The 18,118-nt window shown below is 63.5% G+C and carries 16 protein-coding genes and 1 tRNA gene; 10 read left to right on the top strand and 7 right to left on the bottom strand.

The features are described from left to right. Positions 1 to 49 precede the first annotated feature (49 nt). Genes P24_RS05315 through P24_RS19995 form a run of 3 tightly spaced genes read left to right on the top strand, consistent with a single transcriptional unit; the run spans position 50 to position 2,205 of the window. Complete coding sequence (locus P24_RS05315; RefSeq protein ID WP_008943669.1) at positions 50 to 670, top strand: TRAP transporter small permease subunit; 621 nt, start codon at positions 50 to 52, stop codon at positions 668 to 670. Further along, positions 667 to 2,016 (top strand): TRAP transporter large permease, encoded by a 1,350-nt coding sequence (locus P24_RS05310; RefSeq protein WP_008943668.1) that lies wholly within the window; start codon positions 667 to 669, stop codon positions 2,014 to 2,016. The genes P24_RS05315 and P24_RS05310 overlap by 4 nt, the downstream gene beginning before the upstream one ends. A 12-nt stretch (positions 2,017 to 2,028) precedes the next feature. Beyond that, on the top strand, positions 2,029 to 2,205 hold the full coding sequence (locus tag P24_RS19995) for a hypothetical protein (protein ID WP_156816183.1): 177 nt from the start codon (positions 2,029 to 2,031) through the stop codon (positions 2,203 to 2,205). 4 nt (positions 2,206 to 2,209) lie between these two features. Here P24_RS19995 and P24_RS05305 read toward each other — a convergent pair whose 3' ends face one another. Then, on the bottom strand, positions 2,210 to 3,250 hold the full coding sequence (locus P24_RS05305) for a DUF4340 domain-containing protein (protein WP_192813231.1): 1,041 nt from the start codon (positions 3,248 to 3,250) through the stop codon (positions 2,210 to 2,212). Between the two features lie 283 nt (positions 3,251 to 3,533). Here P24_RS05305 and P24_RS05300 point away from each other — a divergent pair, with 283 nt between their 5' ends. Next, a complete protein-coding gene (locus P24_RS05300; protein ID WP_008943665.1) occupies positions 3,534 to 3,944 on the top strand; it encodes a hypothetical protein in 411 nt (136 codons plus the stop codon). Positions 3,945 to 4,147: 203 nt separating this feature from the next. Continuing rightward, positions 4,148 to 5,776: an ABC transporter ATP-binding protein gene (locus tag P24_RS05295; RefSeq protein ID WP_008943664.1), complete on the top strand. Its 1,629-nt coding sequence runs from the start codon at positions 4,148 to 4,150 to the stop codon at positions 5,774 to 5,776. A 7-nt stretch (positions 5,777 to 5,783) separates the two neighbouring features. Here P24_RS05295 and P24_RS05290 read toward each other — a convergent pair whose 3' ends face one another. Beyond that, positions 5,784 to 6,620 (bottom strand): YkgJ family cysteine cluster protein, encoded by an 837-nt coding sequence (locus tag P24_RS05290; RefSeq protein ID WP_008943663.1) that lies wholly within the window; start codon positions 6,618 to 6,620, stop codon positions 5,784 to 5,786. Positions 6,621 to 6,630: 10 nt separating this feature from the next. Next, positions 6,631 to 8,625, bottom strand: coding sequence for a DNA topoisomerase IV subunit B (parE, locus tag P24_RS05285; protein WP_008943662.1), 1,995 nt, complete (start codon positions 8,623 to 8,625; stop codon positions 6,631 to 6,633). 107 nt (positions 8,626 to 8,732) lie between these two features. Between parE and P24_RS05280 the strand changes: the two genes are divergently transcribed. After that, positions 8,733 to 9,125 (top strand): acyl-CoA thioesterase, encoded by a 393-nt coding sequence (locus tag P24_RS05280; protein WP_008943661.1) that lies wholly within the window; start codon positions 8,733 to 8,735, stop codon positions 9,123 to 9,125. A gap of 170 nt (positions 9,126 to 9,295) precedes the next feature. Then, positions 9,296 to 9,517: a hypothetical protein gene (locus P24_RS05275; protein WP_008943660.1), complete on the top strand. Its 222-nt coding sequence runs from the start codon at positions 9,296 to 9,298 to the stop codon at positions 9,515 to 9,517. 144 nt (positions 9,518 to 9,661) lie between these two features. Here P24_RS05275 and glnA read toward each other — a convergent pair whose 3' ends face one another. The 3 genes from glnA to P24_RS05260 all read right to left on the bottom strand — a co-directional run bounded on the left by glnA (position 9,662) and on the right by P24_RS05260 (position 12,965). After that, a complete protein-coding gene (gene glnA / locus P24_RS05270) occupies positions 9,662 to 11,071 on the bottom strand; it encodes a type I glutamate--ammonia ligase (RefSeq protein ID WP_008943659.1) in 1,410 nt (469 codons plus the stop codon). A 76-nt stretch (positions 11,072 to 11,147) separates the two neighbouring features. Continuing rightward, the gene (locus tag P24_RS05265) at positions 11,148 to 11,486 is read right to left on the bottom strand and encodes a P-II family nitrogen regulator (RefSeq protein ID WP_008943658.1); all 339 of its coding nucleotides are present in this window, start codon (positions 11,484 to 11,486) and stop codon (positions 11,148 to 11,150) included. Between the two features lie 276 nt (positions 11,487 to 11,762). Then, positions 11,763 to 12,965 (bottom strand): pyridoxal phosphate-dependent aminotransferase, encoded by a 1,203-nt coding sequence (locus tag P24_RS05260; protein ID WP_008943657.1) that lies wholly within the window; start codon positions 12,963 to 12,965, stop codon positions 11,763 to 11,765. 152 nt (positions 12,966 to 13,117) lie between these two features. Between P24_RS05260 and P24_RS05255 the strand changes: the two genes are divergently transcribed. Together P24_RS05255 and P24_RS05250 are read left to right on the top strand one after the other, a co-directional pair. Then, on the top strand, positions 13,118 to 14,293 hold the full coding sequence (locus P24_RS05255) for an aminotransferase (protein ID WP_008943656.1): 1,176 nt from the start codon (positions 13,118 to 13,120) through the stop codon (positions 14,291 to 14,293). Positions 14,294 to 14,362: 69 nt separating this feature from the next. Further along, positions 14,363 to 14,439 (top strand) — tRNA-His (locus P24_RS05250). 78 nt (positions 14,440 to 14,517) lie between these two features. Here the strand turns inward: P24_RS05250 and P24_RS05245 are convergent. Beyond that, a complete protein-coding gene (locus P24_RS05245; protein WP_008943655.1) occupies positions 14,518 to 17,091 on the bottom strand; it encodes a 5'-nucleotidase C-terminal domain-containing protein in 2,574 nt (857 codons plus the stop codon). A gap of 244 nt (positions 17,092 to 17,335) precedes the next feature. Here P24_RS05245 and P24_RS05240 point away from each other — a divergent pair, with 244 nt between their 5' ends. Then, positions 17,336 to 18,118 (top strand): HpcH/HpaI aldolase family protein, encoded by a 783-nt coding sequence (locus P24_RS05240; RefSeq protein WP_008943654.1) that lies wholly within the window; start codon positions 17,336 to 17,338, stop codon positions 18,116 to 18,118.

Here is an 18,118-nt window from a genome sequence, read left to right as displayed (position 1 = left end):
TCGAACGGGACGACGCCCTGGTCCCGAACGGTATAGCGCGAGCGGATTTATGGAGCAGTATATTCGGTTCGCCGACAAGCTGTCGGCGTGGTTCGGCAAGGTGTTTGCCTGGTGCGTCATGGTGATGGCGCTGGGGGTAGGCTATGAGGTCTTCGTCCGTTATGTCCTGAATGCTCCCACGGTCTGGGCCTTCGACCTCACCTACATGATGTACGGCACCATGTTCATGATTGCCGGCGCCTACACGCTGTCGCGCGACGGCCATGTGCGCGGCGACTTCGTCTATCGGCTTTGGAAGCCGGCGACCCAGGCGAAGGTCGAGCTGGTGCTGTATTTCTTCTTCTTCTTTCCCGGTGTGCTGGCGCTGATCTTCGCCGGCTGGAAATATGCCGGGCGCTCCTGGCGCTATCTCGAAGTCAGCACCATGAGCCCCGCCAACATCCCGATCTATCAGTTCAAGAGTGTCATCATCGCCGCCGGCATCCTGCTGACGATCCAGGGGATTGCCCAGGTGTTCCGCTGCATCCTGACGATCCAGCGTGGCGCCTGGCCCGAACGCGAAGCCGATGTGGAGGAGCTTGAAACAGTGCTGCAGAAGGAAGGGGCAGGTGCCCTGAAGCATGGCAGCGAAGCCATCGATATTGTCACGCCGAAGGTGGACCGGTCATGAGCGATCCCTTCATTGCGATCATGATGCTGGGGATTTTCATCCTCATCATCATGCTGGGTTTCCCGATTGCCTTCACGCTGATGGCCATGGGCATCGGCTTTGGCTACTACGCCTATTTTGATGCCGAGCGGATGCGGACGATCTTCGACAACCGCATCTTCGATTTGTTCGTCAACCAGACCTATTCGGTCATGTCGAACGATGTGCTGACGGCGATACCGCTGTTCCTGTTCATGGGATATATCGTCGAACGCGCGAACATCGTGGACCGGCTGTTCCAGACGCTGGCCCTGGCAACCCGGCGGGTGCCGGGGTCGATGGCGGTCGCCGCGCTGATCACCTGCGCGCTGTTCGCCACCGCGACCGGCATCGTCGGCGCCGTGGTGACGCTGATGGGGCTGCTGGCCTTCCCGGCCATGCTGAAGGCGCGCTATGATACCAGCTTCGCCTCCGGCGTGATCTGCGCCGGCGGCACGCTGGGCATCCTGATCCCGCCCTCGATCATGCTGATCGTCTATGCCGCGACCTCGGGCGTTTCCATCGTCCGGCTCTATGCCGGCGCGCTGCTGCCGGGCTTTACGCTGGCCGGCATGTACCTGCTCTACATTCTCGTGCGCGCCTGGATGCAGCCGAAGCTGGCCCCGAAACCGGAGAAGCAGGAGGACGTGCCGATCACGAAGATCCTGCTGATGCTGCTGACCTCCTTCTTCCCGCTGGCCTTCCTGATCCTGTCGGTGCTGGGGGCGATCCTGTTCGGCCTTGCCACCCCGTCGGAGGCGGCGGCGATCGGTGCCCTCGGCGGCCTTCTGCTGGCTGTCGCCTACCGGGCGCTGACCTGGCGGCGCTTGCAGGAATCTGTCTATCTGACGGTCCGTACCACGGCGATGGTGTGCTGGCTGTTCGTCGGGTCCTGGGTGTTCTCGTCGGTCTTTTCTTATCTCGGCGGCGAACATGTGGTCAGCGAGTTCGTGAAGGGGCTGGACCTTACGCCGCTGCAGTTCCTGATCCTGGCGCAGCTCATCATCTTCCTGCTGGGCTGGCCGCTGGAATGGTCGGAAATCATCATCATCTTCGTGCCGATCTTCCTGCCGCTGCTGCCGCTGTTCGACATCGACCCGCTGTTCTTCGGCATTCTGATCGCAATCAACCTGCAGACCAGCTTTCTGACACCGCCCATGGCGATGTCAGCCTATTATCTGAAGGGGATTGCACCGCCCTATGTGCAGCTGGTGCAGATTTTCCGGGGGTCACTGCCCTATGTGGCGATGGTGTTCATCACCATGATCCTGCTCTACACGGTGCCGGAGATCGTGTACTGGCTGCCGCAGCTGATCTATGGCCGGTAAGGAGGAACCCGCATGACTATGGACCGTGTTCTCGGCCTGATTGCGCTGGCCGTCTTTACCGGATTCATCGGCATCATCGTGTTTTCGGTGCTGAAACCGGCCCTCATCGCGGTGGCGCTGATCGGCTGCGGGCTGGCGGCCTACGATATCTGGGGGCAGCTCTTTAAGGGAAAGAAGCCGCAGGGCTGACCTCCTACCGCTGCGCCGGTTCCGGAGCGCGGTCCGTTTCCCGGACCGTCGCTTCGGGATTGGCCGTCAGGTCCTTGGTGACGAAATCGGGAAGCCGGAAGTGCCAGCCGGCGGTGCGGGCATTGATGGAATCGGCTTCCGGCTTCGCGGCGCTGGCATCGTCGGCCTGAGCCTCGATCTCAGCCCATGTCGCATCGCCCTGATGGGCCATCGCAAGCTTTACCCGCAATCCGTCGAGCGTCTTGAACTCTGCTTCCAGCGTGTCGGAATCGGTGGGCAGAGGGGTGCCGTCTGCCTTTCGTGCCTCGACGATCTGCAGCTTTTCCAGCGCGGCGGCCACGCGGGTGAGGAGCCAGGGCTCGGAGACACGGGTGCCTTCCGGCTGGTTGGTCGGCTTGAAGGGCTGTTCCATATTCTCCTGGCGCTCGATCTCCAGCCTGTTGCCATCGGTATCGCGTAGCTGTGCCGCGGCGATGCGGTCAGGCGCGATATCGAGAATGATCGGGCTGATCCAGGCAGTGTGATCGACCGGCACCCTGATTTCCCGCGCGGACAGCCAGGCCCGCTCGGCCCCTTGCGGCTGCACGAAGGTCCTGTTGATCTCGGCACCGCCCGGCGTGGCGACGGTGTCGCCGATTATCAGGCCAGCAAGCACGGCACCCTCATTGTCGCGGACGGTCACTTCCGTTGCCGTGTTCCGGTCGCGCAGGTCGGGGATGTTGGCGGCGCTGATCTGGTCGGTGCTCGTCTCGACGCCGCGCAGGGAGGCGAGATCGTCGATCAGGCCGGCGACCTTCTCCTCATCCACCGGATAGCCGTCCCAGTTGGCGAGGCCCCACTGGTCATCCCCCTGATGGCCATCGTCCCGGCGGACCAGTTCCAGCCTGTCCTGTCCGCGTTCGATGACGATACCGGCCACGGCGTCGTTTTCGCCGGACAGGCGCGGGAAGAGTTGCTCGTCCTGCTCCTCGACGGTCTTGACGATGGAGCGCTCCATAAACAGGTGGCTGCCGAGGGCCACCATGCCGGCCACGAAAATGAACACGAGCAGTATCAGCAAATTGACGGGACTTGCCCATTTCCGGGAGCGCGTCTTAGATATTTCGTTCATTTTCAAGTTTCTTCCATTTGTTTTTAATATTCACCGGTGCGGTGAATGTAACCGATTCCATTAATTTGATAATCGTATGTTGATCGGCAGGCTGTTCGATGCAGTGAGCATGCTGCATATTGACGTCATATTATGTCCATTTTTTGTTAGGATGATCTCTAGAAGGTGGTTCTGCGCCACCTGACTTCTTGGTTTCGCATTGCATTATGGGTTTCGGATGAGCCGCAAGAACATATTCTTCAAGCGTCCTCCCAAACGGCGATTTGGACTGGCCGTCGCCGCTGCCGTCCTGGTGGCCGGTGGCCTGTCATGGTCGCTCTATGACGGGTATTACGCGTCCGGCCTGCCCAGATGCGACAGCGAGCCGGTCCGCCAGGAGATCGGCAGGGCCCTGGCTGCACAATGGTCGGCGCGGCATTCCACGCCCGAAGTGGTTTCCTTCCGCGAGAATCGCCGCCGCGTGGCTGGCGATGTGATCGAAGCCCGCGATTGCGCGGCGCGGACCCTTCAGGATGGAAATGTGGGGATCGTCCGCTATACGGTGTTACAGCGATCTGAAGGCGGCGGTTTTAGGGTCGATGTGATGGGGCGGGAGTCCCAGCAGGCCCAGCAGGGCAACAGCCGCTGAGGCCGATTATCTTTTTTCCCACTTTCCGCATTTTTTGCGCTGCAAACTTGCCTCAAACCCTGACATCTTCGCTATAGTTCTATCAGCGTTCCGGAAAATGCCGGGACGGCACATTAAAACGCTCCCGCACGCCGCGATCCTGCAGCGAAGCGGGGGTGATGAACCAGGCGAGCGCGAACCGTTTAGGAGATGGAAGGGAACAGATGTCCGACAAGCCGGTCCTGCAAGTAAAGAACCTGACCGTTCGCCTGCCGCGCGGTGCCGACCGCGAGAATGCGGTGGAACATATCAACCTGGAAGTGCGGCCGCAGGAGATTCTCTGCGTCGTCGGCGAATCGGGCTCCGGCAAGTCGGTGACGGCGCATACCGTCATGGGGCTGCTGCCGAAGAAGCAGCTGGTACCGACGGCCGGCGAGATTCTGCTGGAAGGCGAGAATCTGCTGACCGCCTCGGCGGAGCGCATGCGCGAATTGCGCGCCAGCCGCATGTCGATGATCTTCCAGGAGCCGATGACGGCGCTGAACCCGGTGATGAAGGTCGGCGACCAGATCGACGAACTGCTGAGCGTCCACACCAGCATGAGCCAGCAGGAACGGCTGGAGCGCGTGCTGGCGGTGATGGAGGATGTGCGCCTGCCGGACCCGGAGCGTATCCGCAATTCCTACCCGCATCAGCTGTCGGGCGGGCAGCGCCAGCGCATTATGATCGCCATGGCGCTTGCCCTCGATCCGGTGCTGCTGATCGCGGACGAGCCGACGACCGCGCTGGACGTGACGACCCAGGCGCAGATTCTGCGGCTGATCAAGGATCTGCAGGGCCGCCACCAGACCGGTGTGCTGTTCATCACCCATGATTTCGGCGTGGTGGCGGAGATCGCCGACCGTGTTGCCGTCATGCAGTTCGGCAAGCTGGTGGAATTCGGCGAGGCGAAGCAGGTCCTGCGCAACCCGCAACATCCCTACACCCGCATGCTGATTTCTTCCGTGCCCAGCATCAAGCCGAAGCAGCGGGAACCCATCGGCAATGCGCCGATCGTGCTGGAAACCACGAACCTCTCCAAGACCTATGGCGGCGGCGGGCTGTTCCAGAAGGCGCACCCGGTGCATGCGGCGAAGGAGGTGAATCTCACCGTCCGCCGCGGCGAGACGCTGGGGATCGTTGGCGAATCCGGCTCCGGCAAATCCACCGTGGCGCGCTGCGTGGTCCGGCTGATCGATCCGACATCGGGGTCGATCAACCTGCACAATGTCGATATCGGCACGTTGCCGGCCAGCCTGCTGCGGCCGCACCGCAAGAAGGTGCAGATCGTCTTCCAGGACCCGTACCGCTCACTCAATCCGCGCCGCACCGTCGGCCAGTCCATCGTCGAGGGGCCGATGAATTTCGGCCTGTCCTCCAAGGAAGCCTGGGACCGGGCGCGTGACCTGATGAAGCTGGTGGGCCTCGATCCGAACGCCGTGGACCGTTTCCCGCACCAGTTCTCCGGCGGGCAGCGCCAGCGCATCTGCATTGCGCGGGCGTTGGCGATGGAGCCGGAGTTGCTGATTGCCGACGAGGCGGTGTCAGCGCTGGATGTGTCGGTGCAGGCACAGGTGCTGGAACTGCTGGACGATGTGCGCAAGCGCTTCGATCTCGCCATGCTGTTCATCACCCACGATCTGCGCGTTGCAGCACAGGTCTGTGACCGGGTCGCCGTCATGTTCAAGGGCGAGGTGGTGGAATACGGCCTGGCGTCCAAGGTCTTCACCGCGCCAGAGCATGAATATACCAAGGCGCTGTTCGATGCAGCACCCGGCAAGGACTGGGAATTCGGCCAGTTCGACGCGGCCTGACAGGCGCTTAGCGGGTAATCCAGGGATTGGCGGGCAGGGGGCCATCTTCCGCCCCCGCCGCCAGGACCGACAGGAACAGCACGGCTTCCGGCTGGCTGTCTGCATCAATCCGTTCGTGCCGGATGCCGGCGAAGATATCCTCGCCGGAAAGCCAGCGCCGCTCGGCATTTTCCGTTTCAAGTGCGGTCCGCAGCGCCTGATTCAGCTCGTACAGCCGGTCATCCAGCCCTTCCGCGCGCAAGGCCGCCAGCAGCGTGTAGGAATAGGCCGTGCGCAGCGCGCCATAGGTCTTCGGCACCGGGATTTGCGCCGGCTCGCCATCGAAACTGGCACGGCAGGCCGTGACCGAGGCTGACACCATGGTGCGGCAGACATTCGGCCGTGCCTCATAGGCAGTGCACAGGCCATTCTCGTCCAGCAGCCCGCAGCCGATATGGGCGAGGTAACGCTGGCGCGGGTCGAGATCGCGGCCAGCCTCGTCGGCCGCGCGCAGCTTTTCCAGCGCCTTTTGCAGGTGCGCCGGGGCGGCCTTGCGGAAATGCCGGGCCAGCAGGAAAATCTCGGGCGCGCTGGCCGTCACCATATTATGGCAGCAATAGCTGCACCCCTTGGTGCATTCCAGGGAGAAGGCGCCGGCCTGCTGGCGCAGCGAGCGGTTGAGCGCATCGAGGTGATGGCGCGCGGCGTCCTGGGCGCGGGCGGCGTTCGATCCTTCACCGAGGATGCGTCGCAGATTGGATGTGTGGGCGAACAGCAGGCCGAAATCCCGCTCCGGCGGCAGGCCGCCACGGCGCAGGGCGGCCTGTACCGCCTTTTCCTGTTTCCGGGTGTCGGCGCGGGACATGCCGCCGCCGTCAGACGTCCAGATCGCGGACGAAGCGGGCGTTTTCCTGGATGAAGGCAAGGCGCAGTTCCGGCTTCCGGCCCATCAGGCTTTCCACCAGCTGGGCGGTATCCTTGGCGTCGTCGCGCTGTTCGGCGTCGCGCGTGTCGGGAATGGTCACCCGCACCAGCACGCGCTTATCCGGGTCCATGGTGGTTTCCTTCAGCTGCTGCGACGGCATTTCGCCCAGGCCCTTGAAGCGGCTGATCTCGATCTTGCCGCGGCCCTTGAAGCCATTGGCCATCAGCTCGTCCTTGTGCTTGTCGTCGCGCGCATAGAGCGTGACCGCCCCCTGCGTCAGCCGGTAGAGCGGGGGGATGGCCAGGTAAAGATGGCCATTCTCGATCAGCTTCGGCATCTCGCGGTAGAAGAAGGTCATCAGCAGCGAGGCGATGTGCGCGCCATCGACATCGGCGTCGGTCATGATGATGACGCGGTCATAGCGCAGCGCCGCCTCGTCATAGCGGTCGCCCGTGCCGCAGCCCAGCGCCAGCAGCAGGTCGGAGAGTTCCTGGTTGCCGCGCAGCTTGTCGGCGGAGGCCGAGGCGACGTTCAGGATCTTGCCGCGCAGTGGCAACACCGCCTGGGTGTCGCGCCGGCGCGCCTGCTTGGCGGACCCACCCGCCGAATCGCCCTCGACCAGGAAGATTTCGGTGTCTTCGCGGTTGGTGCGTGTGCAATCGGCCAGCTTGCCGGGCAGGCGCAGCCGCTGGGTCGCGGTCTTGCGCTGGGTGTCCTTCTGCTGGCGGCGCTTCAGCCGCTCCTCGGCCTTGTCGATGATGAAGCCCAGCAGCTGGTTCGACTGTTCCGGCTGGTCCGCCAGCCAATGGTCGAACCGGTCCTTCACTGCCTGCTCGACGAGGCGGGTGGCATGCTGGGAGACCAGCTTTTCCTTGGTCTGGCCCTGGAACTGCGGATCGCGGATGAAGACCGACAGCATGATGGCGGTACCGCCCAGAATATCGTCCGCCGTGATCTGCGCGGCGCGCTTGTTGCCGACCAGCTCGCCATAGGCCTTCAGCGCGCGCAGCAGCGCCGTGCGCAGGCCCTGCTCATGCGTGCCGCCCAGCGGAGTCGGAACGGTATTGCAGTAGGCATTCAGGAAGCCGTCATCCTCGTCGGCCGGCCAGGCGATAGCCCATTCGACGCGGCCGGTCTCGCCATTCTGCACCTCCACCTCGCCGGTGAAGGGCTGGGCGGTCACCAGCGTTCGGTCTTCCAGCGCGTGGCTGAGGAAGTCAGTGAGACCATTGGGGAAATGCAGCGTCTCGGTTGCCGGCGTGGTGTCACTGCCGGTTATCAGCACCGGATCGCAGCTCCAGCGGATTTCCACACCCTTGAACAGATAGGCCTTGGAGCGCGCCATGCGGTACAGCGTCGCCGGCTTGAAGCGCGCCCGTTCGCCGAAAATCTCCGGATCGGGATGGAATTTCAGCGTCGTGCCGCGCCGGTTCGGGGCGGCGCCGATGACTTCAAGCGGCCCCTGCGGCGCGCCCCGGCTGAAATGCTGGGCGTACAGCCGCTTCTCGCGGGCGACCTCGACTGTCAGCCGGTCGGACAGCGCATTGACCACCGACACGCCGACGCCATGCAGGCCGCCGGCGGTCTTATAGACGGAATCGCTGAACTTGCCGCCGGAATGCAGGGTGGTGAGGATGACCTCCAGCGCCGACTTGTCGCGGTATTTGGGGTGCGGATCGACCGGGATGCCGCGGCCATTGTCGCGGACAATGACGCTGCTGTCCGCCAGCAACTCCAGCTCGATACGGTTGGCATGGCCGGCGACCGCCTCGTCCATCGCGTTGTCCAGCACCTCGGCAACCAGATGGTGCAGGGCCCGCTCGTCGGTGCCGCCAATATACATGCCGGGCCGGCGCCGGACCGGCTCCAGCCCTTCGAGAACCTCGATATCCTTAGCGGTATAGTCGCCGGTATCGCGCGCTGTCGTTTGAAAAAGGTCTGCCATGAGCCGAGTATATCGGCAGCGGGCAACGGTTCAAGCGTATCCTGTGTGACGGAATTTTAGGTTAACAATATATAGTGGATTCAGGGGCCCGACAGAGGAGGGGAAAGATGAGCGCTGATGACCGCGCGCCCAAGGGCGATCTGCAGATCAGGACGGTCGCCATGCCGGCCGATGCGAACCCGAATGGCGATATTTTCGGCGGCTGGGTGCTGTCCCAGATGGACATTGCCGGCGGAGTCGCGGCGCAGCAGCGGGCCGGCGGACGGGTCGCCACGGTGGCGGTGGATGCGATGACCTTCCACCGGCCGGTCTTCATTGGCGATATCTTGTGCTGCTACACGACCATCGAGCGGGTGGGGCGGACCTCGATGACCATCCGCATCGAGGCCTGGGCGCAGCGCCGCGACCACAGCCCCCGCGTGCTGGTCACGGAAGGCACCTACACCTTCGTTGCCATCGACGAGACACGGCGGCCGCGGCCGGTCGATCCCGAAGTCTGAGTTTCCGCCGCTGGCGGCCCTTTCAGACCTGCGTCAGGAACAGGGTTTTGTTGCAGTGCACGCATGGCAAAATAGGGCAGTAAAGCTTGCCTATTGTGCGCTGCAATAATATATTGGTCTCAACGATATGGGAGAGCGCTCTTCGTAACCCATTTTTACGGAGATACCCGATGTTTCAGGACCTTGAGAAGACCCACGCGGCGTACCAGGACTATGCCCTGCCGCCCTACGATCCGAGCCAGATTTATACCCATGTGCGGTATGCCCGCCAGCTGCGGGCTCAGGCGATCCGCGAGGGCATGACCCTGTTCGTGGTGAACCCGGTGAAGGCCATTGTGCGCCGCACCCTGGATGCCCTGAAAAGCCACAACGGCGCTGCTGCGCACTCCTGATCGGCAGCACCATCTGATAGCGAACGGCCCCGCTCCAGCGGGGCCGTTTTCTTTTGCGCATCGGTAATCCCGCGAGAGCCCATAAGAAAACTCCCCCGCCGGCTGGCGGGGGCGTTCTCGTTCCGATATCGGATGCGCGTCAGCTTAGACGCTGTAGTACATCTCGAACTCGATCGGGTGCGGGGTGTGCTCGAAGGCGTACACCTCTTCCCACTTCAGGGCGAGGTAGCCGTCGATCATCTCGTTGGTGAACACATCGCCGCGGGTCAGGAACTCGCGGTCGGCGTCCAGCGACTGCAGCGCCTCGCGCAGTGAACCGCACACGGTCGGCACTTCCGCCAGCTCTTCCGGCGGCAGGTCGTACAGGTTCTTGTCCATCGGGTCGCCCGGATGGATCTTGTTGATGATGCCGTCGAGGCCGGCCATCATCAGCGCCGAGTAGGTCAGGTAGGGGTTGCCGGCCGGATCCGGGAAACGGACTTCGACGCGCTTGCCCTTCGGGCTGGCCACATGCGGGATGCGGCAGGAAGCCGAACGGTTACGCGAGGAGTAGGCTAGCAGCACCGGCGCCTCGAAGCCCGGAATCAGCCGCTTGTAGCTGTTCGTGGTCGGGTTGGAGAAGGCGTTGATCGCGCGGGCGTGCTTGATGACGCCGCCAATGTAGTACAGCGCCGTCTCCGACAGGTCGGCGTAGCCGGAACCCGCGAAGGTGTTCTTGCCGCCCTTCCAGATCGACTGGTGGACATGCATGCCCGAACCGTTGTCGCCCTTGACCGGCTTCGGCATGAATGTCGCGGTCTTGCCATAGGCGGCGGCGACCATATGGATGCAGTACTTGTAGATCTGCATGTTGTCGCCGCACTTCACCAGCGTGTCGAACTTGATGCCCAGCTCGTGCTGCGCCGCCGCCACCTCATGGTGATGCTTCTCGACGCTGACACCCATCGCAGCGATGGTGTCCAGCATCTCGCCGCGCATGTCATGGCCGCTATCGACCGGGGCGACCGGGAAATAGCCGCCCTTGGCCGGCGGACGGTGGCCGAGGTTGCCTTCCGGATAGACCTTGCCGCTGTTGTACGGGCCTTCCTCGGAATCGAGGTGGTAATAGGCCTCGTTCATGCCGGTCTTGAAGCGGACATCGTCGAAGACGAAGAACTCGGCCTCGGGGCCGAAATAGGCGACATCGCCCAGGCCGGTGCTGCCCAGATAGGCCAGCGCCTTCTTGGCGATGGAGCGCGGGTCGCGCTCGTAGGGCTGGCCGGTGGACGGCTCCAGCACGTCACAGATCAGGATCAGGGTCGGCTGCGCCGAGAACGGATCCATCACCGCGGTCTCAAGGTCCGGCATGAGGGTCATGTCGGACTCATTGATGGCCTTCCAGCCGGCGATCGACGAGCCGTCGAACATGAAGCCCTCGACCAGCGCTTCCTCATCGACGGTTTCGATGTGCTGGGTCAGGTGCTGCCACTTGCCGCGCGGGTCGGTGAAGCGGAGATCGACGTAGTTCGCGCCATTCTCCTTGATCATCTGCATAACGGTCTTGGTGTCCGACATATCCCTTTTCCCTCACTCGGGTTTCTTAGGTTTGGGTACGGTGAATCTTGCCGGCGGGTCGTCCGGCAAAATATCGTTAGACGGCGTCCGCGCCGCGTTCGCCGGTACGGATACGGATGACTTCGTCAATGGTCGAGACGAAAATCTTCCCGTCGCCGATGCGGCCGGTCTGGGCCGCCTGCTGGATGGCTTCGACGGCGCGTTCGACCATCGAATCCTCCATCACGATCTCGATCTTTACCTTGGGCAGGAAGTCCACGACATATTCGGCACCCCGATATAGCTCGGTGTGCCCCTTCTGCCGGCCGAAACCCTTGGCTTCGGTCACGGTGATGCCCTGGATGCCGACCTCGTGCAGCGCCTCCTTCACTTCGTCCAGCTTGAACGGCTTGATGATGGCTTCGACTTTTTTCATCTGCGCTTCTCTTTTCGTCGTCTGCGGCTAAGGCCGTCGGGAGATACCGAAACAGTTCCGGGAAAACAGCTCCGGGGAACAGGTCCCGCCGCCCGAGGTTTGTCATCTGATAGCAGGACTCGTGCCAGCTTGCCGGAATCGCGGAATCGCCTGCACCCTCGCCCTGTGACCTTGCCGCCGGTTGCGGGAATCGGACGATATTTCGTCATTCTGCACACGAAATAGGCAATTGTTCGACTAAATTTTAATCTTCGTGTGCCTAATATCGCGCCATCATCAGGCAGAGAGCAGCCTGCGGATGCGCGCCATTGCCTCCCGAATGTTCTCCGTACTGTTGGCGTAGGAGAATCGCAGATAGCCCTCGCCATATTTGCCGAAGCTGGTGCCGGCGATAACGGCGACGCCTGCTTCCTCCAGCAGCCTGGTCTGCAGCTGCTTGGTGGCGATGCCGGTCCCCTCGACATTGGGGAAGGCATAGAAGGCGCCGCCCGGTTCGACACAGCGGAATCCGGGAATCTGGTTCAGCTCGGAAACAATGACGCGACGGCGCTCGTCGAACGCCTTCACCATGGCATGGACGGCATCCTGCGGGCCGGTCAGTGCGGCGATGCCGGCATATTGCGTGGCGGCGTTCACGCAGGAATGGCAGTTCACCGCCAGCTTCTCGGCATGCGGCAGCACGGCCTTCGGCCACACGCTGTAGCCCAGCCGCCAGCCGGTCATGGCGTAGGTCTTCGACCAGCCATCCAGCAGGATCACCCGGTCGCGGATTTCGGGGTAGGAGAGCATGCTGACATGCTGGCGCCCGTCATAGAGCATCTGGCCATAAATCTCGTCGCTCATGATGGTGACGGTCGGATGGTCGAGCAGGCCCTTCACCAGCTTGTCCATCTCCTCCTTCGGCACCGCGCCACCGGTCGGGTTGGCCGGGCTGTTCAGCATGATCAGGCGGGTCTTCGGGGTGATCCGTGACAGAACATCCTCGGCGGAGAAGGCAAAGCCATTCTCCTCCAGCAGCGGGATCGGCACCGGGGTGGCGCCGGAGAAGCGGATCACCGACTCATAGATCGGGAAACCCGGGTTCGGGTACATGATCTCCACGCCAGGCTCGCCATAAAGCATGGCAACGAAGAACATCGTCACCTTGCCGCCCGGCACGATCAGCACCTGGCCGGGATCGATCCCGACGCCAATCCTGCGCTGGATGTCGGCGGCAACCGCCTCGCGCAGCGCCGGGATGCCGGCCGCCGGCGTGTAGCCATGATGCCCGTCGCGCAGCGCCTTGCAGGCCGCCTCCACAATGTGGTCGGGCGTGCGGAAATCCGGCTGGCCGATGCCCAGATTGATGATGTCCTTGCCCTGCGCGGCAAGCTGGCCGGCGCGGGCCAGAACCTCGAAGGCGGTCTCGGTGCCCAGCGTGGACATGCGGGCGGCAAGCGTGGGGGCGTCGATTGCAGTGGCGTCGAGAGTGGTGGCCATGGCGGGGTCGTTTCCTGGAAGGCTGGTTATTGTTGGCCGCCACTATGCCGCATGCCATGCGCGGCGGAGAAGCCGAAAACCGCATGGCCGGCGCCACTACTTCATGCTAGGAAACTTGCCCTTTTTCGGTACCAGCCAAGGGAAGCCTTGCGATGAAGCCAGCCAATGCCATCCTTTCCGGTTACGGGACCACCGTGTTCGAGGTGATGTCGCGGCTGGCGATGGAGAAGGGGGCGATCAATCTGGGACAGGGCTTCCCGGACGATAACGGCCCGTCGGAGGTGGTGGCCGCCGCGCAGGCGGCGCTGGCCGACCGCCCGAACCAGTATCCGCCGATGATGGGCGTGCCGGAACTGCGCCAGGCCGTCGCCGCGCACAACAAGCGCTTCTACAATCTGGATGTGGACTGGCAGACCGAGACGATGGTGACCTCGGGCGCCACCGAGGCGCTGGCCTCCTGCCTGTTCGGGCTGATTGAGCCGGGCGACGAGGTGGTGCTGATCGAGCCGCTGTACGATTGCTACCTGCCGATCATCCGCCGTGCCGGCGGCATCCCGAAGCTGGTGCGGGTCGAGCCGCCGCGCTGGGAACTGCCTTACGAGGCGTTGGCGGCGGCGTTCTCCGACAAGACCAAGCTGATCCTGCTGAACAGCCCGATGAACCCGGCAGCCAAGGTGTTCAGCCGGGAGGAGCTGGGCTTCATCGCCGATCTGGTGAAGAAGCATGATGCCTATGCGGTGTGCGACGAAGTCTATGAGCACATTGTCTTCGACGGGCTGACGCATCACCCGCTGATGACGCTGCCCGGCATGCGGGAGCGCTGCGTGCGCATCGGGTCGGCCGGCAAGACCTTCTCGCTGACCGGCTGGAAGGTCGGCTATGTGACGGCGTGTCCGGCGCTGCTGCAGCCGATCTCCAAATGCCACCAGTTTCTGGTGTTCACCACGGCGCCCAATCTGCAGCGCGCGGTGGCCTTCGGGCTAACGCAGGATGACAGCTATTTCACCGGCCTTGCCGCCTCCATGCAGGCCAAGCGCGACCGGTTCTCGGAGGGGCTGCGGCGGATCGGCTTTGCGGTGCAGCCCTGCCAGGGCACCTATTTCGTGAATGCCGGTTTCGCGCCGCTGGGCTTTGCAGGCGACGATGCGGAGTTCTGCCGCCATATCATCGAGGAGGCGGGCGTCGCCGCGATCCCGGTTTCCGCCTTCTATCAGGACCAGGAAAGTGCTGTGCGCACCACGGCACGCTTCTGCTTTTCCAAGCAGGACGCGGTGCTGGACGAGGCCCTGGACCGGCTGGCGCGGCACTTCGGCAGGCAGGCAGCCTGACCCTCAAGAATCCTGCATCTGGTTCTTGACCGGAAAGGGGCGTTCGGGTACCAAGGCGCTCCCACGGTGGCGGGCTTAGCTCAGTTGGTTAGAGCGCATGGTTGTGGTCCATGAGGTCACGGGTTCGAACCCCGTAGCTCGCCCCACTATTCTCAAGATTTGCCTGATAGAAAAAGGCGCGCCGGACGGGTCCGACGCGCCTTGTGTATTTCTGGCTGGGCCGATCAGGCGACGGCGAAATCCGCCACCGTCAGCTGGGCCAGGGTGACGCCCTGCAGCGTGACGCTGTTCTCGCCGCCCAGCTCGATCACCACATTACCGCTGCTGTTCACCGCCGCCGCCAGCAGCTGCTCGGCCGTGAAGATGCTGTTGCCATTGGCGTTGGAGGTGACGAACAGCTTGTCGGTGCCGGCCTGAAAGTCGGTGATGACATCGGTGCCGCTGGACGCCTCGAACAGGAAGAAATCCACACCGCTGCCGCCGGCCAGCGTATCGTTGCCCTGACCGCCATAGATCAGGTCATTGCCGGCCCCACCATCGATCGAGTCATGGCCCTTGCCGCCGCGCAGCACCTCGCCGGCATCGCCGCCCAGAATGGTGTCGGCATTGCGGTTGCCATTGGCGACCGTTACGCCGCTGTCGGCCCGAAGGTCGATGATGTCATTACCGTCGCCGCCTTCGATGGTGTCGTTGCCCGCACCGCCGGTCAGCGAGTCGTTGCCGGCCCCGCCGCGGATGTTGTCATTGTAGTCGCCGCCATTGATGGTGTCGGCGCCGTTGGTGCCGTTGCGCTGCTCGGTCAGGACGCTATCGCTGCGCACCGACAGGTTCTGGATGCGGATGTCCAGGCTGGCGGCCGTATCGGCCTCTGCATAAGGCGTGGTGCTGTGGAAGGCCGCCAGATATTCGGCCAGCGCGTCCTGTTCCGTGCCCGGATCGGCGAAGGTGGCGAGCCCGGCCTCGGTCAGCGTATCGGCGAGATCGACCCGGTTCGCGAAGGTCGGGTTGGCGGCAATGAAATCGTCCAGCGGATAGCTGTCGCCGCCATCGGCCAGGAAGCTCAGCGTCACCATGCGGATGGCCCGGCCGGCATCGCCCGCCAGCTCGCCATTCTGCACGATGACATCGACGATGAACCCGTCATCATTGACGATAGCCAGGTTCTGCACCCGGCTGCCGGCTTCCAGGCTGGTGTCGTAGCTGAAGCGGATGCCGCCCCACTGGCCGAACTGGCCCGGCGTGGCGCTGCCGCCGGACGCGGCGACCGAATGCTCGACAAGCTGCTTCAGCTGATCGGCGGTGACGGTGACCACCGACAGCGCGTTGTTGAAGCGCAGCGCGTTCAGGATGTCGAGCTGGGAGACCTGGCCGGCCTCCTTGCCGGAGAGCGCGTTGGCCTCCGGCGGGGACAGTTCGTACACGCCGGGCGAGGTCTCGCTGACCTGGCCGATGGCAGCACGAATGCCGCCGCCATTCTTCATCGACACCAGCACGCTGCTGTCGGTCTGCTGCGCGACATAGAGGTTGGCGTCGGCGGTCAAATTGCCGAGGTTGGTTTCCTCGGTACGGACGGAGCCGCGCACGCCGTTTAGATAGACATCGGTGTTGCCGAAGACATTGCCGTCCTGCGCGGTGACGATGGTGCTGACCGCGCTGGTCAGTTCCTGCACCAGATCGCCCTTGCTGCCGTCGGCGAAGGCGTCCGCCGTGCCGTACAGTGCCTCGACCTGCTCCGTAGTGGCGGCGAAGGCGCCGCTGACATTGGCGTCGATGCTGGAGGCGTCGAGCACGCCATTATCGTCGAAGGTGACGACCAGCCGGCCGACATAGCTGTATTCACCATCGGTGCTGACGATGGCGACCGGGTCGCCGTCGGCATTGGTGGTGAGGAACGGATAGGTCTCGGCCGGCGTGTCGCCGTCCTTCAGGCCGCGCGAGACGTCCTCGGCATCGGCCTGCAGCGTGTCGGAACCACCGGCGATGATGACGTCCACGCCCTTCAGCAGGCCGGCCAGTTCCTTTTCCAGCGAAATCTGCTGCAGGTGGCTGACCAGGATGATCTTGTTGATGCCGGCGGCCAGCATCGCGTCGATCTCCGGCTGGATGATCGCGGCCAGCGCGGCCATGTCGTTGCTGCCACCGCTCTCGACGGAGACGGTGCCGGGCGAGGAGATCGAGGCCAGCAACTGCGTCGTCGCGCCGACCACGCCGATCTGCTCGCCGTCGCGCTCGATGATGGTGGAGGCCGCCAGCTTCGGCGCGCCGGAGACGAGTTCGCCTTGCGCATTCAGCGACTGGAAGGCGGTGTTCTGCTGCAATGTGCTGCTGTACAGCGCGTTCAGCCCGCTATTGGCAGAGAAATCCAGATTGGCGCTGAGATACGGGAACATGGTGCCCAGCCAGCCGGTATTGGCCGTGCTGCTGCCCAGGCTGGCGGAGATCACTGACTGCAGCCCGTCCGTGCCGGCGTCGAAATCATGGTTGCCGAGCGCCGAGGCGTCGAACCCGATGGTGTTCATGATCGCGATGTCGAGGCGACCGGAACCGGTGGACAGGCCCGAGAAGGTCTGGCCATAGAGCTGCGTATAGACCGAGTTCAGCGTTGCCGCGACCGAGGAGTCGGCTGCCGCGTTGAAGAACGGGCCGGGAATGAAATTGTCGCCCGCGGACAGTACGATGGTGTTCGCGTAGGTATCTTCCAGATAATCGACGATGGCGGCGAAATTCGGCGCCTGGCTGATGGCATCGACACCGCCTTCCAGGTCGGAAGCGTGCAGGATTTGAAGCGTATAGGCCATTTGAGTTCCCCCTCTTAAGCCTCAGCGGGCCGCAATCGCCCGATCCTGTCCCGATTAAACGGCGGCAGTTACGTCGGCATTGCAGGGCGGTTGCGGGGGTGTGAAGAGTTGCGGACGGTTTCATGAACTGGACATGCCGATGCCGTGACCGGTGCAGCGCAGACCTGCCCTCGCGTGCGCTTGTCAGGCCGTTTTGCCCGGCCTATGCATGAAGCGTCTGTAATGCAGGGGGAGGAACAATAAGGTGACCCAGAACACGCCGCTGAAGCACAGCTTGCAGGCGGGCCGGCCGGCCCTTGGCTGCTTTCTCAACATGGCGAACGGCATGTCGGCGGAAATCTGCGCCCGTGCCGGCTTCGACATGGTGCTGATCGATTGCGAGCACGGGCCAGGCGATATCACGGCGGCGATCCAGCAGATGCAGGCGGCAAACGCGGGCGGCTGCCCGGCGATGGTGCGCGTACCGTGGAACGATACGGTCTATCTGAAGCGCATCCTGGATGCCGGCGCCGAGGGTGTGATGATCCCCGCCATCAGCACGGGCGCGGAGGCGCAGGCCGCAGTCGCCGCCTGCCGCTACCCGCCGCGCGGCGTGCGCGGCATCGCCTATCCCATCGTGCGCGCCTCCCGCTATGGCACCGACCTTGCCGCCTATCTGGAGAAGACGGTGGATGAGCTGCTGATCATGGCGCAGATCGAAACAAGAGCAGGTGTCGAGAATGCTGCGGCCATTGCCGGCACCGATGGCATCGACCTGATCTTCGTCGGGCCGATGGATCTCTCCGCCAGCCTTGGCTATTTCGGCCAGCCGGACCATCCCGAGGTGCGCAAGGCCATTGACGGCGTGAAGGCGGCAGTGAAGCAGGCCGGCAAGCTGATCGGCATCATCCCGACGCCGGAGTACGACGCCCGCACCCTGTTCGGCCAGGGCTTCGATCTGGTGCTGGATGGCGCGGATGTCGCCTTCCTGCGCGACGGGGCGCTGGCCAAAGTGCGCGCCGTGGCCGATATCACCGGCGGGAAGTAG

The organism is Oceanibaculum indicum P24 (assembly GCF_000299935.1).
In the GTDB taxonomy this organism is placed as follows: Bacteria; Pseudomonadota; Alphaproteobacteria; order Oceanibaculales; family Oceanibaculaceae; genus Oceanibaculum; species Oceanibaculum indicum.
Note: the sequence above shows the minus strand (reverse complement) of the source record. Positions and strands in the feature narration are given on the sequence as shown.

Excerpts from the sequence above, each read along its gene's own strand:
- P24_RS05315 (WP_008943669.1), top strand. The coding sequence starts at position 50 with ATGGAGCAGTATATTCGGTTCGCCGACAAGCTGTCGGCGTGGTTCGGC.
- P24_RS05310 (WP_008943668.1), top strand. The coding sequence starts at position 667 with ATGAGCGATCCCTTCATTGCGATCATGATGCTGGGGATTTTCATCCTC.
- P24_RS19995 (WP_156816183.1), top strand. The coding sequence starts at position 2,029 with ATGACTATGGACCGTGTTCTCGGCCTGATTGCGCTGGCCGTCTTTACC.
- P24_RS05300 (WP_008943665.1), top strand. The coding sequence starts at position 3,534 with ATGAGCCGCAAGAACATATTCTTCAAGCGTCCTCCCAAACGGCGATTT.
- P24_RS05295 (WP_008943664.1), top strand. The coding sequence starts at position 4,148 with ATGTCCGACAAGCCGGTCCTGCAAGTAAAGAACCTGACCGTTCGCCTG.
- P24_RS05290 (WP_008943663.1), bottom strand. The coding sequence starts at position 6,620 with ATGTCCCGCGCCGACACCCGGAAACAGGAAAAGGCGGTACAGGCCGCC.
- parE (WP_008943662.1), bottom strand. The coding sequence starts at position 8,625 with ATGGCAGACCTTTTTCAAACGACAGCGCGCGATACCGGCGACTATACC.
- P24_RS05280 (WP_008943661.1), top strand. The coding sequence starts at position 8,733 with ATGAGCGCTGATGACCGCGCGCCCAAGGGCGATCTGCAGATCAGGACG.
- P24_RS05275 (WP_008943660.1), top strand. The coding sequence starts at position 9,296 with ATGTTTCAGGACCTTGAGAAGACCCACGCGGCGTACCAGGACTATGCC.
- glnA (WP_008943659.1), bottom strand. The coding sequence starts at position 11,071 with ATGTCGGACACCAAGACCGTTATGCAGATGATCAAGGAGAATGGCGCG.
- P24_RS05265 (WP_008943658.1), bottom strand. The coding sequence starts at position 11,486 with ATGAAAAAAGTCGAAGCCATCATCAAGCCGTTCAAGCTGGACGAAGTG.
- P24_RS05260 (WP_008943657.1), bottom strand. The coding sequence starts at position 12,965 with ATGGCCACCACTCTCGACGCCACTGCAATCGACGCCCCCACGCTTGCC.
- P24_RS05255 (WP_008943656.1), top strand. The coding sequence starts at position 13,118 with ATGAAGCCAGCCAATGCCATCCTTTCCGGTTACGGGACCACCGTGTTC.
- P24_RS05245 (WP_008943655.1), bottom strand. The coding sequence starts at position 17,091 with ATGGCCTATACGCTTCAAATCCTGCACGCTTCCGACCTGGAAGGCGGT.